Origin of the sequence: Roseovarius sp. MMSF_3350 (genome assembly GCF_030733425.1) — a bacterium.
GTDB lineage: Bacteria > Pseudomonadota > Alphaproteobacteria > Rhodobacterales > Rhodobacteraceae > Roseovarius.
In genome coordinates, this window is the sequence record NZ_JASHIZ010000010.1 from 19,228 (window position 1) to 40,628 (window position 21,401).

General features: G+C 65.0%; 23 protein-coding genes. 11 read left to right on the top strand and 12 right to left on the bottom strand.

The window, feature by feature from the left end:
* Position 1: 1 nt before the first annotated feature.
* Positions 2–1,138 carry a tRNA 2-thiouridine(34) synthase MnmA gene (gene mnmA, locus RBB31_RS10990; protein ID WP_306129339.1) on the bottom strand — a complete coding sequence of 379 codons (1,137 nt, stop codon included), beginning with the start codon at positions 1,136–1,138 and terminating at the stop codon, positions 2–4.
* Positions 1,139–1,361: 223 nt separating this feature from the next.
* Between mnmA and RBB31_RS10995 the strand changes: the two genes are divergently transcribed.
* The 4 genes from RBB31_RS10995 (at position 1,362) to recG (ending at position 7,001) form a co-directional block, all read left to right on the top strand.
* Positions 1,362–1,643 carry a DUF1153 domain-containing protein gene (locus tag RBB31_RS10995; RefSeq protein WP_306129340.1) on the top strand — a complete coding sequence of 94 codons (282 nt, stop codon included), beginning with the start codon at positions 1,362–1,364 and terminating at the stop codon, positions 1,641–1,643.
* Positions 1,644–1,732: 89 nt separating this feature from the next.
* Complete coding sequence (ctrA, locus tag RBB31_RS11000; RefSeq protein WP_306129341.1) at positions 1,733–2,455, top strand: response regulator transcription factor CtrA; 723 nt, start codon at positions 1,733–1,735, stop codon at positions 2,453–2,455.
* Between the two features lie 338 nt (positions 2,456–2,793).
* Entirely contained in the window at positions 2,794–4,914 is a 2,121-nt protein-coding gene (gene ligA, locus RBB31_RS11005) for an NAD-dependent DNA ligase LigA (protein ID WP_306129342.1), read from the top strand.
* The gene (gene recG, locus RBB31_RS11010; protein ID WP_306129343.1) at positions 4,911–7,001 is read left to right on the top strand and encodes an ATP-dependent DNA helicase RecG; all 2,091 of its coding nucleotides are present in this window, start codon (positions 4,911–4,913) and stop codon (positions 6,999–7,001) included. The genes ligA and recG overlap by 4 nt, the downstream gene beginning before the upstream one ends.
* Before the next feature lie 15 nt (positions 7,002–7,016).
* Here the strand turns inward: recG and RBB31_RS11015 are convergent, their stop codons facing one another.
* Complete coding sequence (locus RBB31_RS11015; RefSeq protein WP_306129344.1) at positions 7,017–7,337, bottom strand: hypothetical protein; 321 nt, start codon at positions 7,335–7,337, stop codon at positions 7,017–7,019.
* Positions 7,338–7,552: 215 nt separating this feature from the next.
* Here RBB31_RS11015 and RBB31_RS11020 point away from each other — a divergent pair, with 215 nt between their 5' ends.
* Positions 7,553–7,675 carry a hypothetical protein gene (locus RBB31_RS11020; protein ID WP_268873912.1) on the top strand — a complete coding sequence of 41 codons (123 nt, stop codon included), beginning with the start codon at positions 7,553–7,555 and terminating at the stop codon, positions 7,673–7,675.
* A 270-nt stretch (positions 7,676–7,945) separates the two neighbouring features.
* Positions 7,946–8,818: a cation diffusion facilitator family transporter gene (locus tag RBB31_RS11025; protein ID WP_306129345.1), complete on the top strand. Its 873-nt coding sequence runs from the start codon at positions 7,946–7,948 to the stop codon at positions 8,816–8,818.
* Between the two features lie 35 nt (positions 8,819–8,853).
* Here RBB31_RS11025 and RBB31_RS11030 read toward each other — a convergent pair whose 3' ends face one another.
* On the bottom strand, positions 8,854–9,300 hold the full coding sequence (locus tag RBB31_RS11030) for an iron-sulfur cluster assembly scaffold protein (RefSeq protein ID WP_306129346.1): 447 nt from the start codon (positions 9,298–9,300) through the stop codon (positions 8,854–8,856).
* A gap of 67 nt (positions 9,301–9,367) precedes the next feature.
* Here RBB31_RS11030 and hisI point away from each other — a divergent pair, with 67 nt between their 5' ends.
* Positions 9,368–9,730 (top strand): phosphoribosyl-AMP cyclohydrolase, encoded by a 363-nt coding sequence (hisI, locus tag RBB31_RS11035; protein WP_306129347.1) that lies wholly within the window; start codon positions 9,368–9,370, stop codon positions 9,728–9,730.
* 36 nt (positions 9,731–9,766) lie between these two features.
* Here the strand turns inward: hisI and gluQRS are convergent, their stop codons facing one another.
* The 5 genes from gluQRS to RBB31_RS11060 all read right to left on the bottom strand — a co-directional run bounded on the left by gluQRS (position 9,767) and on the right by RBB31_RS11060 (position 15,191).
* Positions 9,767–10,606, bottom strand: coding sequence for a tRNA glutamyl-Q(34) synthetase GluQRS (gene gluQRS / locus RBB31_RS11040; protein WP_306129348.1), 840 nt, complete (start codon positions 10,604–10,606; stop codon positions 9,767–9,769).
* A complete protein-coding gene (locus tag RBB31_RS11045) occupies positions 10,603–11,217 on the bottom strand; it encodes a class I SAM-dependent methyltransferase (protein WP_306129349.1) in 615 nt (204 codons plus the stop codon). The genes gluQRS and RBB31_RS11045 overlap by 4 nt, the downstream gene beginning before the upstream one ends.
* A gap of 12 nt (positions 11,218–11,229) precedes the next feature.
* Positions 11,230–12,594: a methylenetetrahydrofolate--tRNA-(uracil(54)-C(5))-methyltransferase (FADH(2)-oxidizing) TrmFO gene (gene trmFO / locus RBB31_RS11050; protein WP_306129350.1), complete on the bottom strand. Its 1,365-nt coding sequence runs from the start codon at positions 12,592–12,594 to the stop codon at positions 11,230–11,232.
* A gap of 39 nt (positions 12,595–12,633) precedes the next feature.
* The gene (locus tag RBB31_RS11055; protein WP_306129351.1) at positions 12,634–13,983 is read right to left on the bottom strand and encodes a cytochrome-c peroxidase; all 1,350 of its coding nucleotides are present in this window, start codon (positions 13,981–13,983) and stop codon (positions 12,634–12,636) included.
* A 419-nt stretch (positions 13,984–14,402) separates the two neighbouring features.
* Positions 14,403–15,191 carry an enoyl-CoA hydratase gene (locus tag RBB31_RS11060; RefSeq protein WP_306129352.1) on the bottom strand — a complete coding sequence of 263 codons (789 nt, stop codon included), beginning with the start codon at positions 15,189–15,191 and terminating at the stop codon, positions 14,403–14,405.
* A 56-nt stretch (positions 15,192–15,247) separates the two neighbouring features.
* Between RBB31_RS11060 and RBB31_RS11065 the strand changes: the two genes are divergently transcribed.
* Positions 15,248–15,670: a PaaI family thioesterase gene (locus RBB31_RS11065; RefSeq protein WP_306129353.1), complete on the top strand. Its 423-nt coding sequence runs from the start codon at positions 15,248–15,250 to the stop codon at positions 15,668–15,670.
* 55 nt (positions 15,671–15,725) lie between these two features.
* Here RBB31_RS11065 and RBB31_RS11070 read toward each other — a convergent pair whose 3' ends face one another.
* Positions 15,726–15,959, bottom strand: coding sequence for a DUF1127 domain-containing protein (locus RBB31_RS11070; protein WP_306129354.1), 234 nt, complete (start codon positions 15,957–15,959; stop codon positions 15,726–15,728).
* Positions 15,960–16,060: 101 nt separating this feature from the next.
* Here RBB31_RS11070 and RBB31_RS11075 point away from each other — a divergent pair, with 101 nt between their 5' ends.
* The 3 genes from RBB31_RS11075 (at position 16,061) to rpsI (ending at position 18,711) form a co-directional block, all read left to right on the top strand.
* Positions 16,061–17,470, top strand: a complete 1,410-nt coding sequence (locus tag RBB31_RS11075; protein WP_306129355.1) for a PLP-dependent aminotransferase family protein — start codon at positions 16,061–16,063, stop codon at positions 17,468–17,470.
* Between the two features lie 279 nt (positions 17,471–17,749).
* Positions 17,750–18,208, top strand: coding sequence for a 50S ribosomal protein L13 (gene rplM / locus RBB31_RS11080; protein WP_306129356.1), 459 nt, complete (start codon positions 17,750–17,752; stop codon positions 18,206–18,208).
* Between the two features lie 5 nt (positions 18,209–18,213).
* Positions 18,214–18,711: a 30S ribosomal protein S9 gene (rpsI, locus tag RBB31_RS11085; RefSeq protein ID WP_306129357.1), complete on the top strand. Its 498-nt coding sequence runs from the start codon at positions 18,214–18,216 to the stop codon at positions 18,709–18,711.
* 177 nt (positions 18,712–18,888) lie between these two features.
* Here the strand turns inward: rpsI and RBB31_RS11090 are convergent, their stop codons facing one another.
* The 3 genes from RBB31_RS11090 to RBB31_RS11100 are packed head-to-tail and all read right to left on the bottom strand — an operon-like array spanning position 18,889 to position 21,385.
* A complete protein-coding gene (locus RBB31_RS11090; protein WP_306129358.1) occupies positions 18,889–19,503 on the bottom strand; it encodes a TetR/AcrR family transcriptional regulator in 615 nt (204 codons plus the stop codon).
* A complete protein-coding gene (gene ppk2 / locus RBB31_RS11095; protein WP_306129359.1) occupies positions 19,496–20,365 on the bottom strand; it encodes a polyphosphate kinase 2 in 870 nt (289 codons plus the stop codon). The genes RBB31_RS11090 and ppk2 overlap by 8 nt, the downstream gene beginning before the upstream one ends.
* A gap of 45 nt (positions 20,366–20,410) precedes the next feature.
* On the bottom strand, positions 20,411–21,385 hold the full coding sequence (locus RBB31_RS11100; RefSeq protein WP_306129360.1) for an alpha/beta fold hydrolase: 975 nt from the start codon (positions 21,383–21,385) through the stop codon (positions 20,411–20,413).
* Between the last annotated feature and the right edge of the window lie 16 nt (positions 21,386–21,401).

Sequence of the window (21,401 nt, forward strand, 5' to 3'; positions counted from 1 at the left end):
GTCAGCCTTTCCAGATCCAGCCACCGCCAAGAATGCGGCTGCCCTCGGTTTCGTAGAACACGCAGGCCTGTCCGGGTGAAACACCTTCCTCGGCCACCATCAGCTCGACCTCGGCCGTGTCCGGCCCGGTGGGGCGGATCACCGCTTCGCGCGGGGGACGGGTGGAGCGGACCTTGACCGAGACATGCCATTCCGGCCGGCTCTGGAAATCCTCGTCGCCCAGCCAGTTGATTTCGCGCACCGGCACGGTGCGTGTGGCCAGCATATCCTTCGGCCCCACGATCACGCGCTGTGTGTCGACATCCAGCTTCACCACGTAAAGCGGCTCTTCCAGCCCGCCGATGCCAAGCCCCCGGCGCTGGCCGATCGTGTAGTGGATAACGCCGTCATGCCGCCCCAGCACGCGGCCGTCGACATGAACGATCTCGCCCGGTTCGGCGGCCCCCGGACGCAGCTTTTCGATCACCGAGGCGTAGTTGCCACCCGGCACGAAGCAGATGTCCTGGCTATCGGGCTTGTCCGCGACGGGCAACCCATAGCGCGCCGCCAGTTGCCGCGTCGCGTCCTTCGACGGCAAATGTCCCAGCGGAAAGCGCAGGAAGTCCAGCTGTTCCGGCGTGGTCGAGAACAGGAAATAGCTCTGGTCACGGGCAGCATCCGCCGCGCAATGCAGTTCCGGCCCGCGGTCGCCCAGCTTGCGCTGGATGTAGTGGCCCGTCGCCATGCAATCGGCATCGAGATCCTTGGCCGTCTCCAGGAGGTCCTTGAACTTCACCCGCTCGTTGCAGCGGATGCAGGGCACCGGCGTCGCGCCCGCAAGATAGCTGTCGGCGAACTCGTCGATCACCGCGTCCTTGAAGATGTTCTCGTAATCCAGCACGTAATGCGGAAAGCCCATCTCCTCGGCCACGCGCCGCGCGTCGTGGATGTCGACCCCGGCACAGCAGGCGCCCTTCTTGGCCAGCGCCGCGCCGTGATCGTAAAGCTGCAATGTCACGCCCACCACGTCATAGCCTTCCTCGGCCAGTTGCGCCGCCACGACCGAACTGTCGACGCCGCCCGACATGGCGACGACGACCCGCGTGTCCGCGGGGGCCTTGGCAAATCCGAGAGAGTTCAGTTCAGGATCGAGCGGCATGGCGTGTCTCCGGGGTTTGCCGGAATATAGGGGCGATCTGGCCCGTGTTAAGAGGCCGCGGTTTGGCCTGTCCCGGGGGCGCTGTCAACCCGGTCCGGCCGGGTTCAGGGATGCCAGCACGCGCTTTTAGAAAAATCCAAGGCATTCGCCCTGCGCCGTTTCACCGGGCGTTAAGGACAAATCCCGAATGTAGATCCGGTGATATCGTAAGGGGTGAACCAGGATGTATCTCAAGAAGGTCGAAGGCCCCCGGGCCGTGACGTTGCCCGACGGCTCCGTCATGACGCGCGCGGACCTGCCTCCGCCGGACACGCAGCGGTGGGTGGCATCGCGTAAACTCAAGGTTGTGAGAGCTGTTGCCCATGGATTGATCACGCAGGACGAGGCGCAGGACCTGTACCAGATCAGCGCCGAGGAGTTCCAAGGTTGGCTGGACGCGGTAACCCGCCATGGCGAGAGCGGACTGAAGGTTACCGTAACGAAAGGAATCGACAACCAAAGGTAGAAAGCGCTAATTGTTCTTCCAAGGTAACCAGCGGTTAACCAATTTCCGGGAGTATCGATCCGGACAAGGATACCAGTGGAGATTGCAACATGCGCGTTCTTTTGGTCGAAGACGATCCGAACACCTCGAAAAGCATCGAGCTGATGCTCACCCATGCCAACCTGAACGTGTACAGCACGGACCTGGGCGAGGAGGGGATAGATCTGGCCAAGCTTTACGATTACGACCTGATCCTGCTCGATCTTGGCCTGCCGGACATGAACGGACACGAGGTGCTGCGGCAACTCAGGCTTGCACGGATCGACACGCCGATCCTGATCCTGTCAGGGGCCGACGACACCGAGAACAAGATCAAGGGCTTCGGCTTCGGCGCCGATGACTACCTGACCAAACCCTTCCACCGCGAGGAACTGGTGGCGCGTATCCACGCGATCATCCGCCGGTCCAAGGGCCACTCGCAGTCGGTGATCCGCACCGGCAAGGTGAACGTGAACCTCGATGCGAAGACGGTGGATGTGGGCGGCAAGACGGTGCACCTGACGGGCAAGGAATATCAGATGCTGGAACTTCTCAGTCTGCGCAAGGGCACGACCCTGACCAAGGAGATGTTCCTCAATCATCTTTACGGCGGCATGGACGAACCGGAACTGAAGATCATCGACGTCTTCATTTGCAAGCTGCGCAAGAAACTCGCCGAAGCGACAGACGGCGAAAATTATATCGATACGGTCTGGGGCCGCGGCTATGTTCTGCGCGACCCGGACCCGAACGAGGGCAAGGAAGACGGTCCGCGGCTCGCAGTGGGTGCCTGACGCCGCGGCGGAACATCGGCAAGGTCCGTCCCCGACCCGCAGGATCGTGGCCTGCGCTATGGCGGCTCTACGCTTGGCCTAACCGCCATGTCATGATCCGGCGCAAGAATTCAAGACGGCCCTCCAGCAGACCGGGCTCGGCGCACCTGCCGGGCCCGGTTTCGTTTGCGGCGCCTGGCCGGTGCACATCGCGGCCACCAGCGCGCGGGCGGGATGGGACCGGCGCTGCTGACGGGGGCCGCCAGGCCCGGGGACGAAAATCGGTAATTCAGCTTCGGTGCGAAAGGCATTAACACTTCGAAGGAGAAGCCGACCGGCAGAAGCGCAAAGGACAGGGCATGACCGCCGACAAACCCGTAGAGAGCCTGAGGCAAACGGACGCGAGAGAGGAGCTGGCCCGCCTGGCCACGGTGCTGGCCGAGGCCAACGAGGCCTACCACCGGGACGATGCGCCCGAGATGACCGATGCCGAATACGATGCGCTCAAGGCCCGCAACGCCGCGATCGAAGCCCGATTCCCCCACCTCAAGCGGGACGACAGCCCGACAGAACAGGTCGGTGCGGCCCCGGCCGAAGGCTTTGCCAAGGTCACGCACGCGGTGCGGATGCTGAGCCTGTCGAATGTATTCGACGACGCCGAGGTCGAGGAGTTCGACGACCGGATCCGCCGCTATCTTGGCCTCAAGGCCGACGCCCGGCTCGACTATACCGCCGAACCCAAGATCGACGGTCTGAGCCTGAGCCTGCGCTACGAGGGGGGCAAGCTGGTGCAAGCCGCCACGCGGGGCGACGGCGCGATCGGCGAGAACGTGACCGCCAATGCCCGCACCATTGACGACATTCCCGTGACGCTGACAAACGCGCCCGACGTGCTGGAAGTGCGCGGCGAGGTCTACATGAGCCACGCCGATTTCGAGGCGCTCAACGCACGGCAGGCCGAGGCGGGCGCCAAGACCTTCGCCAACCCGCGCAACGCCGCTGCCGGCTCGCTCCGGCAGCTCGACAGCAGCATCACCAGGGCACGGCCCCTGCGTTTCTTCGCCTATGCCTGGGGCGAGGTCAGCGAGGCGCTGGCCGATACGCAAATGGCGGCCATCGAGCGGCTGGGCAAACTGGGATTCCAGACCAATCCGCTGACAGCACTCTGCGACGGTCCGGTGGAGATGCAGGCGCATTACGACAAGATCGAACAACAGCGCGCCAGCCTAGGCTATGACATCGACGGCGTGGTCTACAAGGTCAACGAGTTGGACCTGCAACGCCGGCTGGGCTTTCGCAGCACCACGCCTCGCTGGGCCACGGCGCACAAGTTTCCCGCGGAACTCGCCTGGACCACTCTGGAAAAGATCGAGATCCAGGTCGGCCGAACCGGAGCGCTTTCGCCGGTGGCGCGCCTGACCCCGGTCACCGTGGGCGGCGTGGTGGTCAGCAACGCCACCCTGCACAACGAGGATTACATCAAGGGTCTCGATAGCAAGGGGCATGAGATTCGCGGCGGCAAGGACATCCGCGAGGGCGACTGGGTTCAGGTCTACCGCGCCGGCGACGTGATCCCGAAAGTGGCCGATGTGGATCTGTCGAAGCGGCCGAAAGGGGCGAAACCCTACGAATTCCCGACCGAATGCCCCGAATGCGGGTCCGAGGCGATCCGCGAGGAGGGCGACGCCGTGCGCCGCTGCTCCGGCGGGCTCATCTGTCCCGCGCAGGCTGTTGAAAAGCTGAAACATTTCGTCTCCCGCGCGGCATTCGACATCGAGGGGCTGGGCGCGAAACAGGTCGAACAGTTCTATCGCGACGGCTGGGTGAAGGAGCCTGCCGACATCTTCACCCTGCACGATCGCTACGGCTCGGGCGTGAAGCAGTTGAAGAACCGCGAAGGCTGGGGCGAGAAGAGCGCAGAAAACCTGTTCGAGGCCATCGAGGACAAGCGGTCGATCCCCTTCGGCCGTGTGCTCTTTGCCCTCGGCATCCGCCACGTCGGCGAGCAGGCCAGCAACCTCATCGCGCGCAGCTATGGCAGGTGGGACGACTTCACCAAGGCCATGGACGCCGCGAAAGACTGCGAAGGGCCGGAGTGGGAAAACCTGCTGTCGATCGACGGGGTCGGAGCGGTCATGGCCCGCAGCCTTGTCACCGCCTTTGCGCAGGACCACGAGCGCGAGAGCATCGACCGGCTGATAGCGCATCTCGACATCGAGGAGGCCGCGGCCCCCTCCACCGATGGCAGCCCTGTGGCGGGAAAGACGGTCGTCTTTACCGGCACGCTGGAAAAGATGACCCGCGCCGAGGCCAAGGCCCGGGCCGAAGCCCTGGGCGCCAAGGTCTCTGGCTCGGTCTCGGCCAAGACCGACCTGCTGGTGGCCGGGCCCGGTGCAGGCAGCAAGGCGAAAAAGGCCGAGGAGCTGGGCATCGAGACCATCGACGAGGATGGCTGGCTGGAACTGATCGGCGACGCATGAGCACCCGGCCCGAGATCCTCTTTCCGCTTTTCGCGGAGCTGGAAACGCTGGAAGGCGTCGGACCGAAGACCGCCAAGACACTGGAGGCGCTGCAAATTACGCGGCCGCGGGACCTGCTTTTCACGTTGCCGCATTCCGGCATCGACCGGCGCAAGCGTGACACGGTGCAGGGCGCGGATTTGCCCGGCACGGTCACGGTCGAGGTCACGGTGGGCCGGCACGATCCGCCCCGGTCGCGCGGGCGGCCTTATCGCATACAGGTCGAGGATGCCCAGATCGGCTTTCAACTGGTGTTCTTCAACGGCCGCGATGATTACCTCAACCGCGTTTTGCCGACCGGCGCGCGCCGGGTGGTCTCGGGCAAGGTGGAACTCTTCGACGGGATGGCGCAGATGGTGCATCCCGATCACATCCTGCCCGTGGAAGAGGCGGGCGAGATCCCGGATTTCGAGCCGGTCTATCCACTGACCGCCGGGGTGACGCAAAAGACCATGGCCAAGGCGGTGCGATCGGCCCTGGCCCGCGCGCCGGAACTGGCCGAGTGGATCGACCCGTCGCAAAAGGCCCAAGGTGACTGGCCGGACTGGCACGCGGCGCTGGAGCAGGCCCATTCCCCCGCGAAAATGGGCGATCTGGCGGCGACCGATCCGGCCCGCACGCGGCTGGCCTATGACGAGTTCATGGCGCACCAGCTGACCCTCGCGCTGGCCCGCGCCAGGATGCGGCGCGGCAAGGGCCGGGTGAGCGAGGCCACGGGCATTTTGCAGGCAAAGGTCCGCGCCGCCTTGCCCTACACGCCCACCGATGCCCAGACCCGCGCCATTGCCGAGATCAGTGACGACATGGCCGCGCCCCTGCGTATGAACCGCCTGTTGCAGGGGGACGTGGGCGCGGGAAAGACGCTGGTGGCGCTGATGGCGCTTCTGGTCGCGGTCGAGGCGGGCGGGCAGGGGGTGATGATGGCCCCCACCGAGATCCTGGCGCGGCAGCACCTGGAAGGGTTGCGTCCGCTGGCGGAGTCCGCGGGCGTGGTGCTGGAATTGCTAACGGGGCGCGACAAGGGGGCCGAGCGGCGCGCCAAGCTGGAGGCGTTGCAGCGCGGTGATATCCATATCCTCGTGGGCACCCATGCGGTGTTCCAGAAAGACGTGGAATTTCACGACCTGCGCCTGGCCGTGGTGGACGAACAGCACCGCTTCGGCGTGCGCCAGCGGTTGGAGCTGGGGCGCAAGGGTAGCGCCGTCGACGTATTGGTGATGACCGCCACGCCGATTCCGCGCAGCCTGGCGCTGGCGCAATACGGCGACATGGATGTCTCGATCCTCGACGAGAAACCGCCCGGCCGGAAACCGATCAAGACCGCGCTGACCAACATGGCCCGAATGCAGGAGGTCGTCGAGCACCTGCGCGGCGCCATTGCCGAAGGGCGGCAGGCCTACTGGGTCTGTCCGCTGGTCGAGGAATCGGAGGTGATGGACCTGACCAGCGCCGAGGAACGCTTCAAGCACCTGCGCGCGGCCTTGGGCGAGGGGCGCGTTGGGCTGGTCCACGGCCAGATGCCCCCCGTCGAGAAGGATGCGTCGATGGCCGCCTTCCAGCGCGGCGAAACTAGCGTTCTGGTCTCGACCACGGTGATCGAGGTGGGGGTGGACGTTCCCAACGCCTCGATCATGGTGATCGAACGGGCCGAGCATTTCGGGCTCGCGCAATTGCACCAGCTGCGCGGGCGTGTGGGGCGGGGCGAGGCGCAGTCAACCTGCCTGTTGATGTATCAGGCGCCGCTCTCGGAGGGCGGGCAGCGCCGGATGGACACGATGCGCGAGACCGAGGACGGCTTTCGCATCGCCGAGGTGGATCTTGAAATGCGCGGCGTCGGCGACCTTATCGGCACGGCGCAATCGGGCCTGCCGCGGTTTCGCATCGCCGACATGGAAGCGCAGGCGGGGTTGATGGCCACCGCCCAGACCGATGCGCGGAAACTGCTGGCCGACGACCCCGAATTGCAGTCGGAGCGCGGACAGGCCGCCCGCGTTCTGCTGTGGCTGATGGGCCAGGACGAGGCCATCCGCCTGTTGTCGGTCGGATGAGGCGCGCCGCGACGCTCAGATGAAATCGAAATGATCCGCCATGCCGAAATCCGGTGTCAGGTCGGGCTCGGGGACCACGTCCCGATCGGTGCTGCCTGATCCGCCCGTCTGATAGCTGCTGACCAGCACGTCCGTGACACCGAAAGCGGTTTCCTCGCCACCGTCGGATGCCTTGAAATCGAATTCGTCAGAGCCAGGGCGCTCGGGCGCAATCTGCACGTCCGGCAAGAGCAGAAAGCTCTCGGGTGGGTCGAACACGTCGCTGGCATCTTCTCGCTGCACAGGCGTGCCGACTGAAAGGATTTCGATCCACTTCTTGTGATCCTTGTCCGCCATTGTTCCACTTTCTTTTCCGTTGAGACTAACTGGAAGTCGCAGCCGGGCGGTGACGGGTTCAAAGAAAAATTAACGGTTAATTCTGGCATCATTTCAGAGGGTTGGCAGATTAATTCCCATAAAGTTCGCAAATGTTCTTATAAAGTTCTTTACAAACCATTTCCAAAATGAGAACAAAGAAGCAACAGAAGTCCACGGCACCAAGGAGCCACCCGATGCTGACCCAGATCAAGACCGCTGCCAAACGCTCTGCCGACACTCTGCTCGGTGATTTCATCGGTGGTGCGGCGCTGGTCGTCACGCTGGTGGGCGGGCTCTACCTGCCGGGACTGATGTAACCGTTTCTGCCTGCGTATATCCCTTGCGCGTCGCGCTTGCGTCTCCTGTCCCCTGACGCGGCCTGCTACTGTCCCCTTGTCCCGGGGTGTTGCCTCTTCCCCGGACACGACGCGCCAAAGCGGATCACGCATTCCTTCCGCCGCCGCTGTTCCAGCGTGCGGCGGTTTTTTTGCGCGCAGGGTCAAAGATTCTTCGTACGAAGAATCTTTGACGCGGCAGATTGCGGAGTTCGGCGGCGCGTGAGAGGCTGCGCCCCAGGAACCCACGCCATGCACGACCATTCCCACGCCCACGGGCACAGCCACGTCCCCAGCAAGGAACGCACCATCGCCATCGCGGCCGCCCTGACAGGCGGCTTCATGCTGGCCGAACTGGTGGGCGGCATCCTGTCGGGCTCGCTGGCGCTCTTGGCCGATGCAGGCCACATGCTGACCGACTTCGCCTCGCTGATGCTGGCGTGGTTCGCCTTTCGCATCGCGCGCCGGCCGGCAGACTGGAAACGGACCTATGGCTACGACCGGTTCTCGGTGCTGGCGGCTTTCGTCAACGGCCTGACGCTCTTTGCCATCGCGATCTGGATCGTGATCGAAGCGGTGCGGCGGTTGGCGCAACCTGTCGAGGTGCTGGGCGGGCTGATGCTGGGGGTCGCGCTGGCAGGGCTGGTGGTGAATATCGCCAGCTTCTGGGTGTTGACCCGCGAGAACAGCGATAACCTCAACATCCGCGCCGCTGCATTGCACGTGGCGGGGGACCTCTTGGGCTCGGTTGCCGCGATAGTGGCGTCGCTGGTTATCCTCTGGACCGGCTGGATGCCGATCGACCCGATCCTGTCGGCTCTGGTGGCGGTGATCATCCTGCGTTCGGCATTGAAAGTAGTGCGCGAAAGCGGGCACATCCTGCTGGAAGGCGCGCCGCGCGGGTTCGACCGACGCGAGATGGCGGACAGGCTCACGCGCGAGGTGGCGGGGGTCGCCGAGGTCAGCCACGTTCACGCCTGGCAGGTGACGCAGGAGCGACCGATGGTGACGCTGAACCTTGTCGTGACCGAGGGATACGACACCGAGGCGGTCAAATCACAGGTCAGGGAGGCCCTGCGCGACAGCTACGGCATGGATCACGCGACGATCGAAGTGGTGCGGTGAACAAGAGTCTTCGTACGAAGACTCTCTGCCTGACATCAAGCCGTGGCGCGAGCCTCTTCCATGGCCTCCGCCGTGGCCTCCAGCGTCAGCAGGATCGAGGCGTGGCGGTTCTTGTAGTCCTGCGCCGGGCGCAGCACTTCCAGCCCGTCGAACGGCGCGGGCGGCGTCGGCCCGTCCGACTTCAGCATCGCCTTCAACGCGTCGCGCGCCTCGACCACCTGGGCATAGGTGCAGCCGATGATGCCGCGGCCCACCACGCTCGCCGCTGCTTGCCCCAGTGCACAGGCCTTCACCTCGGCGGCATAGTCGGTGATCCGGTCGCCATCGGTTACCAGATCCACCGTCACGGTCGAGCCGCAAAGCGGCGCGCGGCGTTTCACTGTCGCATCCGGCGCGTCCAGCCGGCCATGATGCGGGATGTCGGCGGCCAGTTCGAGGATCCGCGCGGAATAGAGCTTGATCAGGTCGGTCTCGCCGCTCATGGCTTTCCCTTTCGTCGTTGACCCCATAGATAAGGGCTGACACCGGCAAGGCAAAAGGTTTTCTGACATGGAGTTCGATGTTTCCAGCTTGCGCTTCAACGACCAGGGTCTGATCCCTGCCATCGCGCAGGATGCGGCGAGCGGCGAGGTGCTGATGATGGCGTGGATGAACGCCGAGTCCGTGGCCCGCACGCTGGAAACCGGGCGCGTCACCTATTGGAGCCGCTCGCGCCAGGCGTTCTGGATCAAGGGCGAAAGCTCGGGTCACGTGCAAAAGCTGGTGGAATTCCGGGTGGATTGCGACCGTGACTGCCTGCTGGTGTTGGTCGACCAGACCGGGCCGGCCTGCCATACCAACCGGCGCAGCTGCTTCTATACAGGTGTCCGAGAGGGGCTCGAGGTCGAGCTTATGGCGCCGGTCGCGCCATGAGTGTTTCCGGCAAGAAAAAGCCGGGAATTCCGTACGTTACAGCCCGATCATGATACGGATATCGTCCGGGGTCTTGCCCGCGTCGCGATAGGTGGCGATGCTGCGGGCGTCGTCGCGCTTGGCCAGGCGTTTGCCCTCCTCGTCACGGATCAGGCGGTGATGGTGATAGCGCGGGATTGCATGGCCCAGAAGGCTGAGCAGGATCACCTGGATCGGCACGAAACCGAAGAGATCCTCACCGCGCACAACGTCGGTGATCTCCTGCCGAATGTCATCGAGCGCGGAGGCGAGGAAATATGCGACGATATCCTCGCCCTTGCGCGACAGGACCACGTCGCCGATCTCGGCCAGGGCGTGGTCCGGGTCGATCCGGTGCGTGCCGGTATACAACGGGCCGGTTTCCTCGAAGTCGGGATAGAGGCCGCCGAAATGCGCCAGCGCCCGGTCAAGGTGCAGGCGCAGCGCGTCGCCGGGCCGGCGGCTCGACATGCTGCGATGCTTGCAGGTTCCGGGATAGACCTCGTGGGTGACGCCCTCCTGCGGGGCGGCGAGCGCGGCCTGGATCTGGCTGCGCGAGCAGGAGCAGGGATAGAGCAGGCCCATCGCGGCGAGCTGGTCCAGCGCGGGATCGTAGGTTCCGAGGTGCTCGGATTGGCGCAGCACGGGCCCGTCCCAGCTCAGGCCCAGCCATGTCAGGTCGTCAAGGATCTGCGCGTCCCATTCCGGTTTGCTGCGTTGCAGGTCGGTGTCCTCCATTCGCAGCAGAAAGGCGCCGCCGCGGGCCCGCGCCATGTCATGCCCCAGCAGGGCCGAATAGGCATGTCCCAGATGCAGGGGGCCCGTCGGAGACGGGGCGAACCTCGTTCGGAAACTCACGCTTTCTCAATGATATAGACGTTGGACTTCAGGTTCTGGCCGGGCAGGTGGGGCCCGTGCTCGCGAAACAGCAGCCGCGCCGCGCCGCAGTCGAGCCAGCCATTCAACGCGCCCTCGTATTGCGGGTCGGCCAGCGCGTGGTCGTTCAGGCTGAACCCCAGCAGACCGCCCTTGGGCAGCGCGCGCATCACCAGGTCGAGCGTAGAAGCCGGCGCCGCGCCGGTACCGATCACGCCGATGCAGGTGATGGCCCGATAGGCCCCCGCCGGGATCGGGGCGGGGTCCGACAGATCGATCCGTGTCAGGGTACGGTAGACGGCCTTGCGCCGAGCGCCGTCCAGCATCTCGTGGCTGGGGTCCATGCCGTCGAGCGTGGTGAACCCCGCGAGCTTCAGTGCCAGCCCCGACAGGCCCGTGCCGCAGCCATAGTCCAGAAGCGGCGCCTCGGGTTCCCTGGTGAAGCGGAACATCGCGTCGGCCACGCGGCCTGGCGTGGCATAACCGTTGGCTGCGATTTCGGCGTCATAGCTGGCCGCCCACGCGTCATAGAGCGCGCGGGTCTGATCCGGATCGGCCGTGTTATAGGCCTTGTCGAAAAAATTCTCAGCCATGTCCGAACAAGATCACACGGTTTCGGCGGCGTCCACTTCTGTTTCGCCCAGCCAGCCGGTCCAGGCCGCCTTGGCGCGGTCGGTATAGGCCTTGTAGCGGTCACGCCGCCCCCGGCGCCCGCCCTTGAGCCCGTCGACGGGGCGGAAGAGGCCGAAATTGACGTTCATCGGCTGGAACGTCTTGGCCTCGGCCCCGCCGGTGATGTGGTGGATTAGAGCGCCCATGGCGGTGTCCTGGGGCGGTGCGGGCAGGGGGCGGCCCAGGATCTCTCCGGCGGCCAGTCGCCCGGCCAGAAGGCCCATGGCGGCGGATTCGACATAACCCTCGACGCCGGTGATCTGGCCGGCGAAGCGGATGTGTGGCCTGGCGCGCAGGCGCATCTGGTCGTCCAGCAGCGTCGGCGAATTCAGGAACGTGTTGCGGTGGATGCCGCCCAGGCGCGCGAAGCTGGCATTCTCCAGCCCGGGAATCATTTTGAAAACATCTGTTTGCGCGCCGTACTTCATCTTTGTCTGGAAGCCGACGATGTTGTAGAGCGTGCCGAGCGCGTTGTCCCGGCGCAGCTGCACCACGGCCCAGGGCTTTACGTCCGGCTGGTGGGGATTGGTCAGGCCCACGGGTTTCATCGGGCCATGCCGCAGCGTCTCGCGGCCCCGTTCGGCCATCACCTCGATGGGCAGGCAGCCGTCGAAATAGGTCGCCGTCTCGCCCTCGTGAAACTCGGTCTTGTCGGCGGCCAGCAGGGCATCGATGAAGGTCTCGTACTGGTCGCGCGTCATCGGGCAGTTGAGATAGGCGGTACGCTCCTCCTCGGTTGCCCCCTTGTCATAGCGCGATTGCATCCACGCCTGGCTCATGTCGATCGTGTCGTAATAGACGATCGGCGCGATGGCATCGAAAAAGGCCAGCCGGTCGGTTCCCGTTTCGGCGGCAATGGCCGCCCCCAGACCTTGAGAGGTCAGCGGACCGGTGGCGAAGATCCAGCGACCATCGTCGGGCAACGAGGTCACTTCACCTTCCTCGACCGTGACATTGGGATGCGCGCGCAGCCGGGCGGTCACCCCTTGCGAGAATGCCTCGCGGTCCACGGCCAGGGCACCGCCGGCGGGCAGGCGGTGGGTCTCGGCCATTTCCATGATAAGCCCGCCGGCCTGGCGCATTTCCCAGTGCAAGAGGCCCACGGCATTCTGCTCGTCATCGTCCGAGCGGAAGGAGTTGGAACAGACCATCTCGGCCAGGTCGCCGGTCTGGTGCGCGAAGGTGCCGACCTTGGGGCGCATCTCGTGGATGACCACGCGCACGCCCATGTTGGCGGCCTGCCACGCGGCCTCGGACCCGGCCATGCCGCCGCCGACGATATGAAGTGTCTCTGCCATGCGCCCGCATTTAAGGGGTCGCGGCCGGTTTGGAAAGGGTCAGTTGTCGTCCGGCAGTCCCGCAACGGGCAGGCCCGACGGCACGGTATCGGGCACGCCCAGCCGCCCCTCGCGCGAGACCGGGTCGGTCAGCGCGTCGAGAAACCCAATGAGATTGGTTATCTCCATATCCGTCAACGGGTTACCCGGAAGAGTTGCAGCGGCATAGATGTTCAGCACCTCGGCGTCGTCCTGCATCGCGGCCTCCAGCGTGGTCTCATCGGCGCCGATATCGGGCAAAAAGGCCGCCGTGAGGCCGGGATATTGGGCAAGCCCCGCGCCGGGGTCGCCGTGATGCCGGATCATCGCGCCGAGGTCGCGATAGGCGCCGTTATGGCCATAAGGCGCGGTCAGCGCCACGTTGCGCAGAGAAGGCGTACGGAACTTGTAGGCGTCCTCCGCCCGGCCGGTGATCGCCCCACGCCCGATATCGGAGTTGCCGTGCGCCCCATGCCCCTTGCCCGGCCCGATCTGGGGCAGGGCGATGGCATGGAAATCGTGATCGGTCTGAAACGTGCCGGAATGGCACATGGCACAGCCCGCCTTGCCATAAAACAGCGCCATGCCGCGCAGCTGGTCGTTGCTCAGCGCCTCGTCCCGGCCCGACAGGAAGGCGTCGAACGGGCTGTCGGTGGCGCGGAACTCGTAACTGACGAAATCGGCCAGCACGGCGGCGATATGGGTGATGTGTAGGGGTTCGTCGGGGCCGATCAGCCACTCGAACCGGCGACGATACGCGGGGATGTCCCAGACCCGCTCGGTGATCTTCTGCCAGGCGCCGTCATAGCCCGCGATCCGGCCCTGTGCCACGGCGTCGGCGATGATGTTCTCGCCCGGATGGCCGGCCATCTCGTCCGCCGAAACCATCGTAACAAGTGCCTGCGCGGCCAACAGGCTGACCGGGCGTTCCAGCAGGAGTTCCTTCGGCAATGCAATGCCGTAGCGTTCGGTCTTTCTGCTGGTCACGCGGCCGTCATGGTTAAAGGCGGTAAACTCCGCCGCGCCCAGGTTGAACAGAGGCGGCGCGTTGCGGGGCAGGCGCCTGGGCGGATTCTCGGTGGCCCGTCTCCGCGCCGGGCCCAGCCCGCGACCGCCCTCGCCAAGCGACAGCGAGACGCCGTCGCCACTGCCCATGTCGGGCTGATGACAGGTGCCGCAGGCGATGTTGCGATTGCCCGACAGGATCGGGTCGAAGAACAGATCACGGCCCAGCAGAACCGACGTCGCCCCCGGTGTGGGGAACTCCGCGCGATCCGCCGGGTCGGGTAGGTCCGAAGCCTCCGAAAACGTGGCCAGAGAGAGGCTGGCCAGGAGGGACCAGATGCCGAAGACCGCCACCCGATATGTCATAGCGCCGTAATCATAGCGTCGTGTTAACCCCACACGATGCCCCCGCAAACGGGTGTAGCGGATCGAATGTGGCGACAAAACGGCAAAAGCGGAAAAACTGTGGCGCAGCTTTGGAAACATTGCCAAGTACCGCAGGAAACGCGGCCAGGCTGATGTTTTCGAAAGTTTATCGTGAGGCCGATGCGACGGAACTAAACTGAGCTGCTAAAAAAAACCGGGGCGCGGGGCCCTTTGACTGTCGCATCAGCCTCGGGTCGATAATGGCTAAATTGAGGCTCGGAAAAACCGCTTATTTGGCAACACTGCGGGCGCAAAGCGTTAACAATCGGCGAACCGATTGAAGAAACACAACCTTTCCGGGCGCGTGGCGACCGAAAGGCCGGATATTCCCGCTCCGAAGCCCGCCGTTTCTCGCCCGTCTAGTCCTGTTTCCACTCCGGCGGGCGCTTTTCGATGAAGGCGCTGATTCCCTCTTCGGTGTCGCGCCACATCATGTTTTCAACCATGACGTCGCCGGTAAACGCATACGCGTCGTCGATGCCCATCTCGAGCTGGCGGTAGAAAGCCTGCTTCCCGATCTTCACCGCCGCGCCCAGCTTGGCCGCGATGGTATGCGCCAGTGCGTCGCCCGCGGCTTGCAGCCCGTCATACGGCACCGCGCGGTTGATCAGGCCCAGTTCTATCGCGCGGTCTGTCTCGATGAATTCGCCCGTCGTCAGCATCTCGAAGGCCTGTTTGCGTGGGATGTTGCGGCTGAGCGCGACCATCGGCGTGGAACAGAAGAGCCCTATATTCACCCCGTTGACGCCGAACCGTGTGCCGGTGGCCGCCACCGCCAGGTCGCATGTCGCCACCAACTGACAGCCCGCGGCGGTGGCAATGCCGTGGGGCAGGGCGATCACCGGCTGGGGCAGGTCGCGGATCGTTCGCATCAGTCTGCTGCACCGCGAAAAAAGATCGGCGAAATAGGCCTTGCCGCCGTCCTCGGCTTGGCGACCTTGGGTCATTTCCTTCAGGTCATGGCCCGCGCAGAACGCCTTGCCTTCCCCGGCCAGGGTGACCACGCGGATCGACGACTCCTCCGCGATGGCCTCGAAACTGGATTGCAGCGCCTCCAGCATCCCGTCGCTCAGCGCGTTCAGCTTTTCGGGCTGGTTCATCGTCAGACGGGCGATGGCGCCGTCGTCCTCGCGTTCCAGGATTGTCATCTTGATCCTCCTCCGGGCTTGTGCCTTTTTACGCCGGCACGCGCACGGAGGAAAGCATGCCGCTGAAACTGAATGCAACCGATCTCATGGCCTATATCGACGAGGTCTTCCCGCAGGTGAAGGGGGATTTCACCATCGACAGCCTGGAGGACATGGCGCTGCGCGTGCGCCTGAACGTCGACGACCGCCATCTGCGCCCCGGCGGCACGGTGTCGGGCCCGTCGATATTCGCGCTGGCGGATGTGGCCGTATACATGGCGGTGCTCAGCATGACGGGGCGCGAGGCGTTGGCGGTCACCACCAGTTGCTCCATCGACTTCATGCGCAAGCCCGCCGCCAATACCGACCTGATTGCCGACTGCCGGCTGCTGAAGCTGGGGCGCGTGTTGGCCGTGGGCGACGTGCTGATCTTCTCGGACGGATTCGACCAGCCGGTGGCGCGGGCCAGCCTGACGTATTCGATTCCCCCCAAGCCCTGAAAAAAGGGCCGGGAGTGACCCCGGCCCAGGTGGAAGAGATCCGTATCGGGGACGATTACGGCCTCCAGAAGGGTTTGCGCGCTTCGATGTCGGCCTCGCGCGGGGTCAGGCCGATATCGCGCAGCATGTGATCGTCCAGCCGCGCCAGGTGTTTCCGGCTTTCATATCGCTGCGACCACAGGACATAGGCCCAGGCCAGCTTTACCGCGATCAGCGACAGGGCGGGCAGGGTGGTGCGGGCAGACAGCCCCTCGAGTGCCGGGCGGTCGGTGTGGGTGAAACTGGTCATGGCGATGTCCTTTCTTCCTAAATTGTATTGACACAATAACGTGTGATTGCCACAATAAAGTGATACATTGCCACAAACTCTGAATCCACGGAAATATTGTCATGGGTACAAATTGGACGCCGGACCTCGCCGAGGGGGCAGGCCCCAAATACAAGGCTCTGATCCAGGCCATCCGCGCCGGGATCGGCAATCAGAGCCTCGTGCCGGGGGACAAGCTGCCGCCCGTGCGCGACCTCGCTTGGCGTCTCGGGATCACGCCGGGCACTGTGGCGCGGGCCTATTCAGGGCTGACCGATGACGGCACGCTGGTGGCCGAGGTCGGGCGGGGGACCTTCGTGGCCGAGCCCAAACCGATCCCGCCGGATTACTTCCCGATCGAGGCCGACACCGTCGAGCACAATTCGGGCGGCGACGGCTATGCCGTCAACATGATCTCGCCGCATCTGCCCAGCGTGGGGCAGGCCCGACTGATCCGGCAGCTTCTGGCGCAGATCGCCGAGGATCCGCCTTCGGGTGTCATGCATTATCCCAGCCGCCGCAACATGCAGCCCGCCCGCGCCGCCGCGGCACGGTTCCTGTCGCGCGTTCCCTTGGGGCGTTTCACCGAGGATGACGTGGTACTGACCCATGGCGGGCAGAACGCGATCACCCTGATCATGCAGACCGTGCTTTGCGGCCGCCGCCCAACGATCCTGGTCGAGGAATTGTGCTATCCCGGCGTCCGCCGCGCCGCCGACCTGATGCGGGCCGAGGTGATCCCGGTGACGATGGACGCCCATGGCCTCAATCCCGGCGCGCTGGAGGCCGCGGCACACAAGCACCAGGCGCAGATGCTCTTCACCTCCGCCGAGGTGCACAACCCCACCTGCGTTTTCACCCCCGCCAAGCGCCGCGACGAGATCGTCGAGGTCGCCCGCCGCTGCGACCTGCAAATCCTCGAGGACGATTGTTACCGTATCGGCCCGTCCCAGGCCCCGGCCTACCGTATGCTGGCGCCCGAGCGCGGCTGGTACGTGGCGTCGCTGTCGAAATCCCTCACGCCCGCGCTGCGCGTCGGTTTTGCGCTGGCGCCCGAGGGGCAGTCGATGGCGCTGCGCCGGGCGGTCGAATCCTCGTTCTTCGGCCTCGCCACGCCGATCTCGGACCTGATCGCGGCGCTTCTGACGCATGACGGGCTCGACGGGCTGATGGATGCGGTGCGCGAACGGTCGGACGAGTACATTCAATGCGCATTGAACGTGCTGGGCCGCCATGACGTGAAATGGCGCCGCGACGTGCCGTTTTTGTGGCTGACCCTGCCGCCGGGCTGGCGCACCTCCGCCTTTTGCCAGGCGGCGGCAGAGCAGGGCGTGCAGGTCCGCTCGGCCGAGGATTTCGCCTGTCGCGACGCGGCCTCGCCCCACGCCGTGCGCATGGCCGTGAACGCGGGCGTGAGCCTGGACAGTTTCGAGGCCGCGATGCAGCGCCTGCGCCGCCTGCTGGACAACCCGCCCGAAGGCATCGGCGTCTGATCCTAAAGCAATCCGCCCGCACCCCGCCGAGGCCAAAGCCGATCAGACCACGATCTTCTGCGCCATGCCAGGCGCCGTCGACAGGGCCAGCAGCAGCAGGGTCGCCAGCGGCGGACCGGGGTCGTGAATCAAGAACTCCATATGGGGTAAAATGATACCTAAATGACAAGCGATTGTTTTTGAATGGAAATATACCGCATTTCCCGCTTGAACAGTTCCGCGAAGCCTATATAACCCCGCAATCCGAATAATGACCCTCTGACCCTTGGGGACAAGACCATGAAAACCTTTTCTGCAACACCGGCAGATATCGACAAGAAGTGGATCGTGATCGACGCCGACGGCATCGTTCTCGGCCGCCTTGCCTCGATCGTCGCCACGCGCCTGCGTGGCAAGCACAAGCCCAGCTTCACACCGAGCCAGGACATGGGTGACAACGTCATCGTCATCAATGCCGACAAGGTGCAGCTGACCGGCAACAAGCGCGAAAAGCCGAACTACTGGCACACCGGCCACCCGGGCGGGATCAAGTCGCGCACCACGGCGGAAATCCTGGAAGGCGCGCACCCCGAGCGTGTCGTCATGCAGGCCGTCAAGCGCATGCTGCCGTCGAACCGCCTTGCACGCCGCCAGATGACCAATCTGCGCGTCTACGCCGGCACCGAGCATCCGCACGAGGCGCAAAGCCCCGAAGTGCTGGATGTGAAATCCATGAACAAGAAAAACACGCGGGTGTAAGAGACATGGCTGACGAAATCAAAACACTCGACGGTCTCGAAGCAGCCGTCACCGACGATATCGGCGGTGTCCAGGGCACGCCCGAACAGGCGCCCCGCGAACCCGTCCGCGACGAGCTGGGCCGCTCCTATGCCACCGGCAAGCGCAAGGACGCGGTCGCCCGCGTCTGGATCAAGCCCGGCTCGGGCAAGGTTTCCGTGAACGGCAAGGAAATGAACAAGTACTTCGCCCGCCCGGTGCTGCAGATGATCCTGCGCCAGCCGTTCACGGTGGCCGGCGTCGAGGACCAGTTCGACGTCATGGCGACCGTCTCGGGCGGCGGCCTGTCGGGCCAGGCCGGGGCTGTCAAACACGGCATCTCCAAGGCGCTGCAGCTTTACGATCCGTCGTTGCGCTCGCCGCTGAAGGCCGCAGGCTTCCTGACCCGCGACAGCCGCGTGGTGGAGCGCAAGAAATACGGCCGCGCCAAGGCCCGCAAGAGCTTCCAGTTCTCCAAGCGTTAAGCTTTGGGTTCAGAATTTAGGAAAGGGCCGTCCGGGTGGGCGGCCCTTTTCTTTTGCGGCATGGTGAGCGTCGAACGCAGGCCCTTATGGGTGCAATCCCCCAAACACGGGTCCAATTGGGGGCCAGCCCCCAAACCCCCGGGATATCTTTGGACAGAAGAAGAGTGGGGGCGGGTCCTATTGGTCCGGCGGCAACAGCCCCAATCCACGCAGGTAGATCCCGATGCCGGATTCCAGCAGGTCCTCGGGCGGGAAGGGGCTTTGGGTGCCGGGCGAGTTGCGGGCGAAAAGCTCGACGACGCCGTGGCTCAGCGCCCAGACATGGGCCGAGACCATCGCGGTGGGCGGGCGCTTGTCCGGCGGGATATGGGCTGACAAGCCCTCGGCCGCGCGTTCCAGCACGGCGCGGGCGCGGCCCGACACGGCGGCCAGATCGGCGTTGCGATTGACCGAGATTCCGCTTTCGAACATCGCGATGTAATGGCCGGGGTATTTCCGGGCAAAGGCGAGATAGGCGCGGCCCGTGGCGGAAAACGCGCTGAGCGCAGTCCGCCCGGTGCCATAGGCGTATTCGATCACGTCCGCGAAGATCTCGTATCCCTGGCGCGCCGCCTCGGCGATGAGGTCCTCGCGCCCGCTGAAATGGCGATAGACCGCCGCCGGGGTCACGCCCGCCTGCTTGGCGGCCTCCGACAGGGTGAAGCCGGTCGGGCCTTTTTCCTCGATCAAGGTCAGCGCGGCGTCGACCAGCGCCTGGCGCAGGTTGCCGTGGTGATAGCCGCGCTTAGGCATCCCAGATCTCGGGCCCGCCGCAGACGGACGCATCGGGACTGCCCACCGATTTCGGCAGCTTGCGATCATAGTCGATGTGCCGCAGCACGTGGCGCATCGCCTCGGTCCGCGCGCGGCGTTTGTCGTCGGACCGCACGATGGTCCAGGGCGCGTGCGTGCTGTGCGACCGCGCCAGCGTCTCGGATATCGCCTCGGAATAGGCGTCCCATTTCTTCAGGCCCTCAACGTCGATCCAGCTGAGCTTCCATTGCTTGAGCGGGTCGCTCTCGCGCTTCATGAACCGGCGCAGCTGTTCGGCGCGGCCCACGTTCAGCCAGAACTTGAAGAGGTGGATGCCCTCGTCCACCAGCATCTTTTCGAAATCGCCGACCTGGTGAAAGAAATGCTCGCGCTGGTCGTCGGTGCAGAAACCGAAAACCTTTTCCACCACCCCGCGATTGTACCAGGACCGGTCGTAGAACACCATTTCGCCGCCCGCCGGCAGGTGATCAATATAGCGCTGGAAATACCATTGCGTGGCTTCCGTCTCGGTCGGCTTGGGCAGGGCGACCACGCGCGCGCCGCGGGGGTTGAGGTTTTCGCGGAACCGCTTGATCGTGCCGCCCTTGCCGGCCGCGTCGCGGCCCTCAAAGACGCAGACGACCCGCGCGCCGCTTTCCTTGACCCAGGCCTGCAACTTGACCAGTTCGATCTGAAGCCGGTGCAGATCCTGATCGTAGGCCTTGCGCGGCATCCGGTCGGAATGCGGGTAATCAGGCGACAGGATATCGCCCTTGTCGGCCCGGCGGATGGCGTTGCGCACCTCCTCGGGGGCCTCGGAGTTGAAATAGGTGCTGATCGCGCCGTCGAAAGGCAGCTTCATGGGCCACTCCCTTGATTTCGGGGCAACTATGAGATGTTAAGCGGCTTAACGCAATCCGGCGCGAGAGGCCGCGCGGTCGATTGCCGCGACACTCGCCCTGGGCCGGACATGATGCGGCATGTGGCCCACGCCTTCCAGAACGGTCAGATTGCCATTGCGCAGTTGTTTCGACAGCGGGATCGAGTGTACCTCCAGCGGTACGGTGTCGTCCGCATCGCCATGCACGATTTCGACCGGCATCCGCAGCACGTCGCGATATTGCTGCGACATCGCCACGATATGCGGGCGCAGGCCCAGCACCTGCTGGCCGTTGGCCCGCAACGTCTCGCGGCGCAGGGTCAGGCCGGGGCCGAGATAGTCCGAATAGCCGCGCGGGGGCTCTTGCGGCGCGAAGGTGCCCGCGATGCTGCGCTGCACCCGTTCTGCCGACGCCAGCGCGGTGATGAGCGGCACCGCCGCCGCCCCGCCCAGGGCGGTACCGGTCACGTTGTAGAAGGTGCCAAGCTCGCCGGGCCAGGGGTTCGACACGCTCGCCAGCAGAACCAGCGCCGAGGTCTCCTGTGGCGCGTTCAGCCCCCAGGCCAGCGCCACGGCCCCGCCGAAACTGTGGCCCACCACCACGGGCCGCCGCACGCCGATCTGGCGGGCGGCCTTTTGCAAGAGTGCCGCCTGTTCGCGCGGGGACTCGCCCTCGGTGCTGCCCACCCCGCCATAGCCCGGCAGCCTCTCGGTATACCCCAGGCCCGGCCGGTCGAAGGCAATGACGCGGTAGCGCGGCGTCAGCCGTTTCGCCAGGTCGAATGTGAAATCACGCAAATTGCCGCCCGCACCGTGGATCAGCACCACGTCCGGCCCCGACCCCTCGACCCAGACATGCACGCGGGTGCCGTCCACCTCGATAAGGCGGCCCAGCGGCGGGTGGGCATCCTCGGCCGAGCGTTCCTTGACCTCGGCCAGCCCGGCGCAGCTCGACAGCAATGCCACGGCGCCAAGCGCCGCCAGTACCAGCTTGCGTTTCATGTCCAAACCCGCTCCC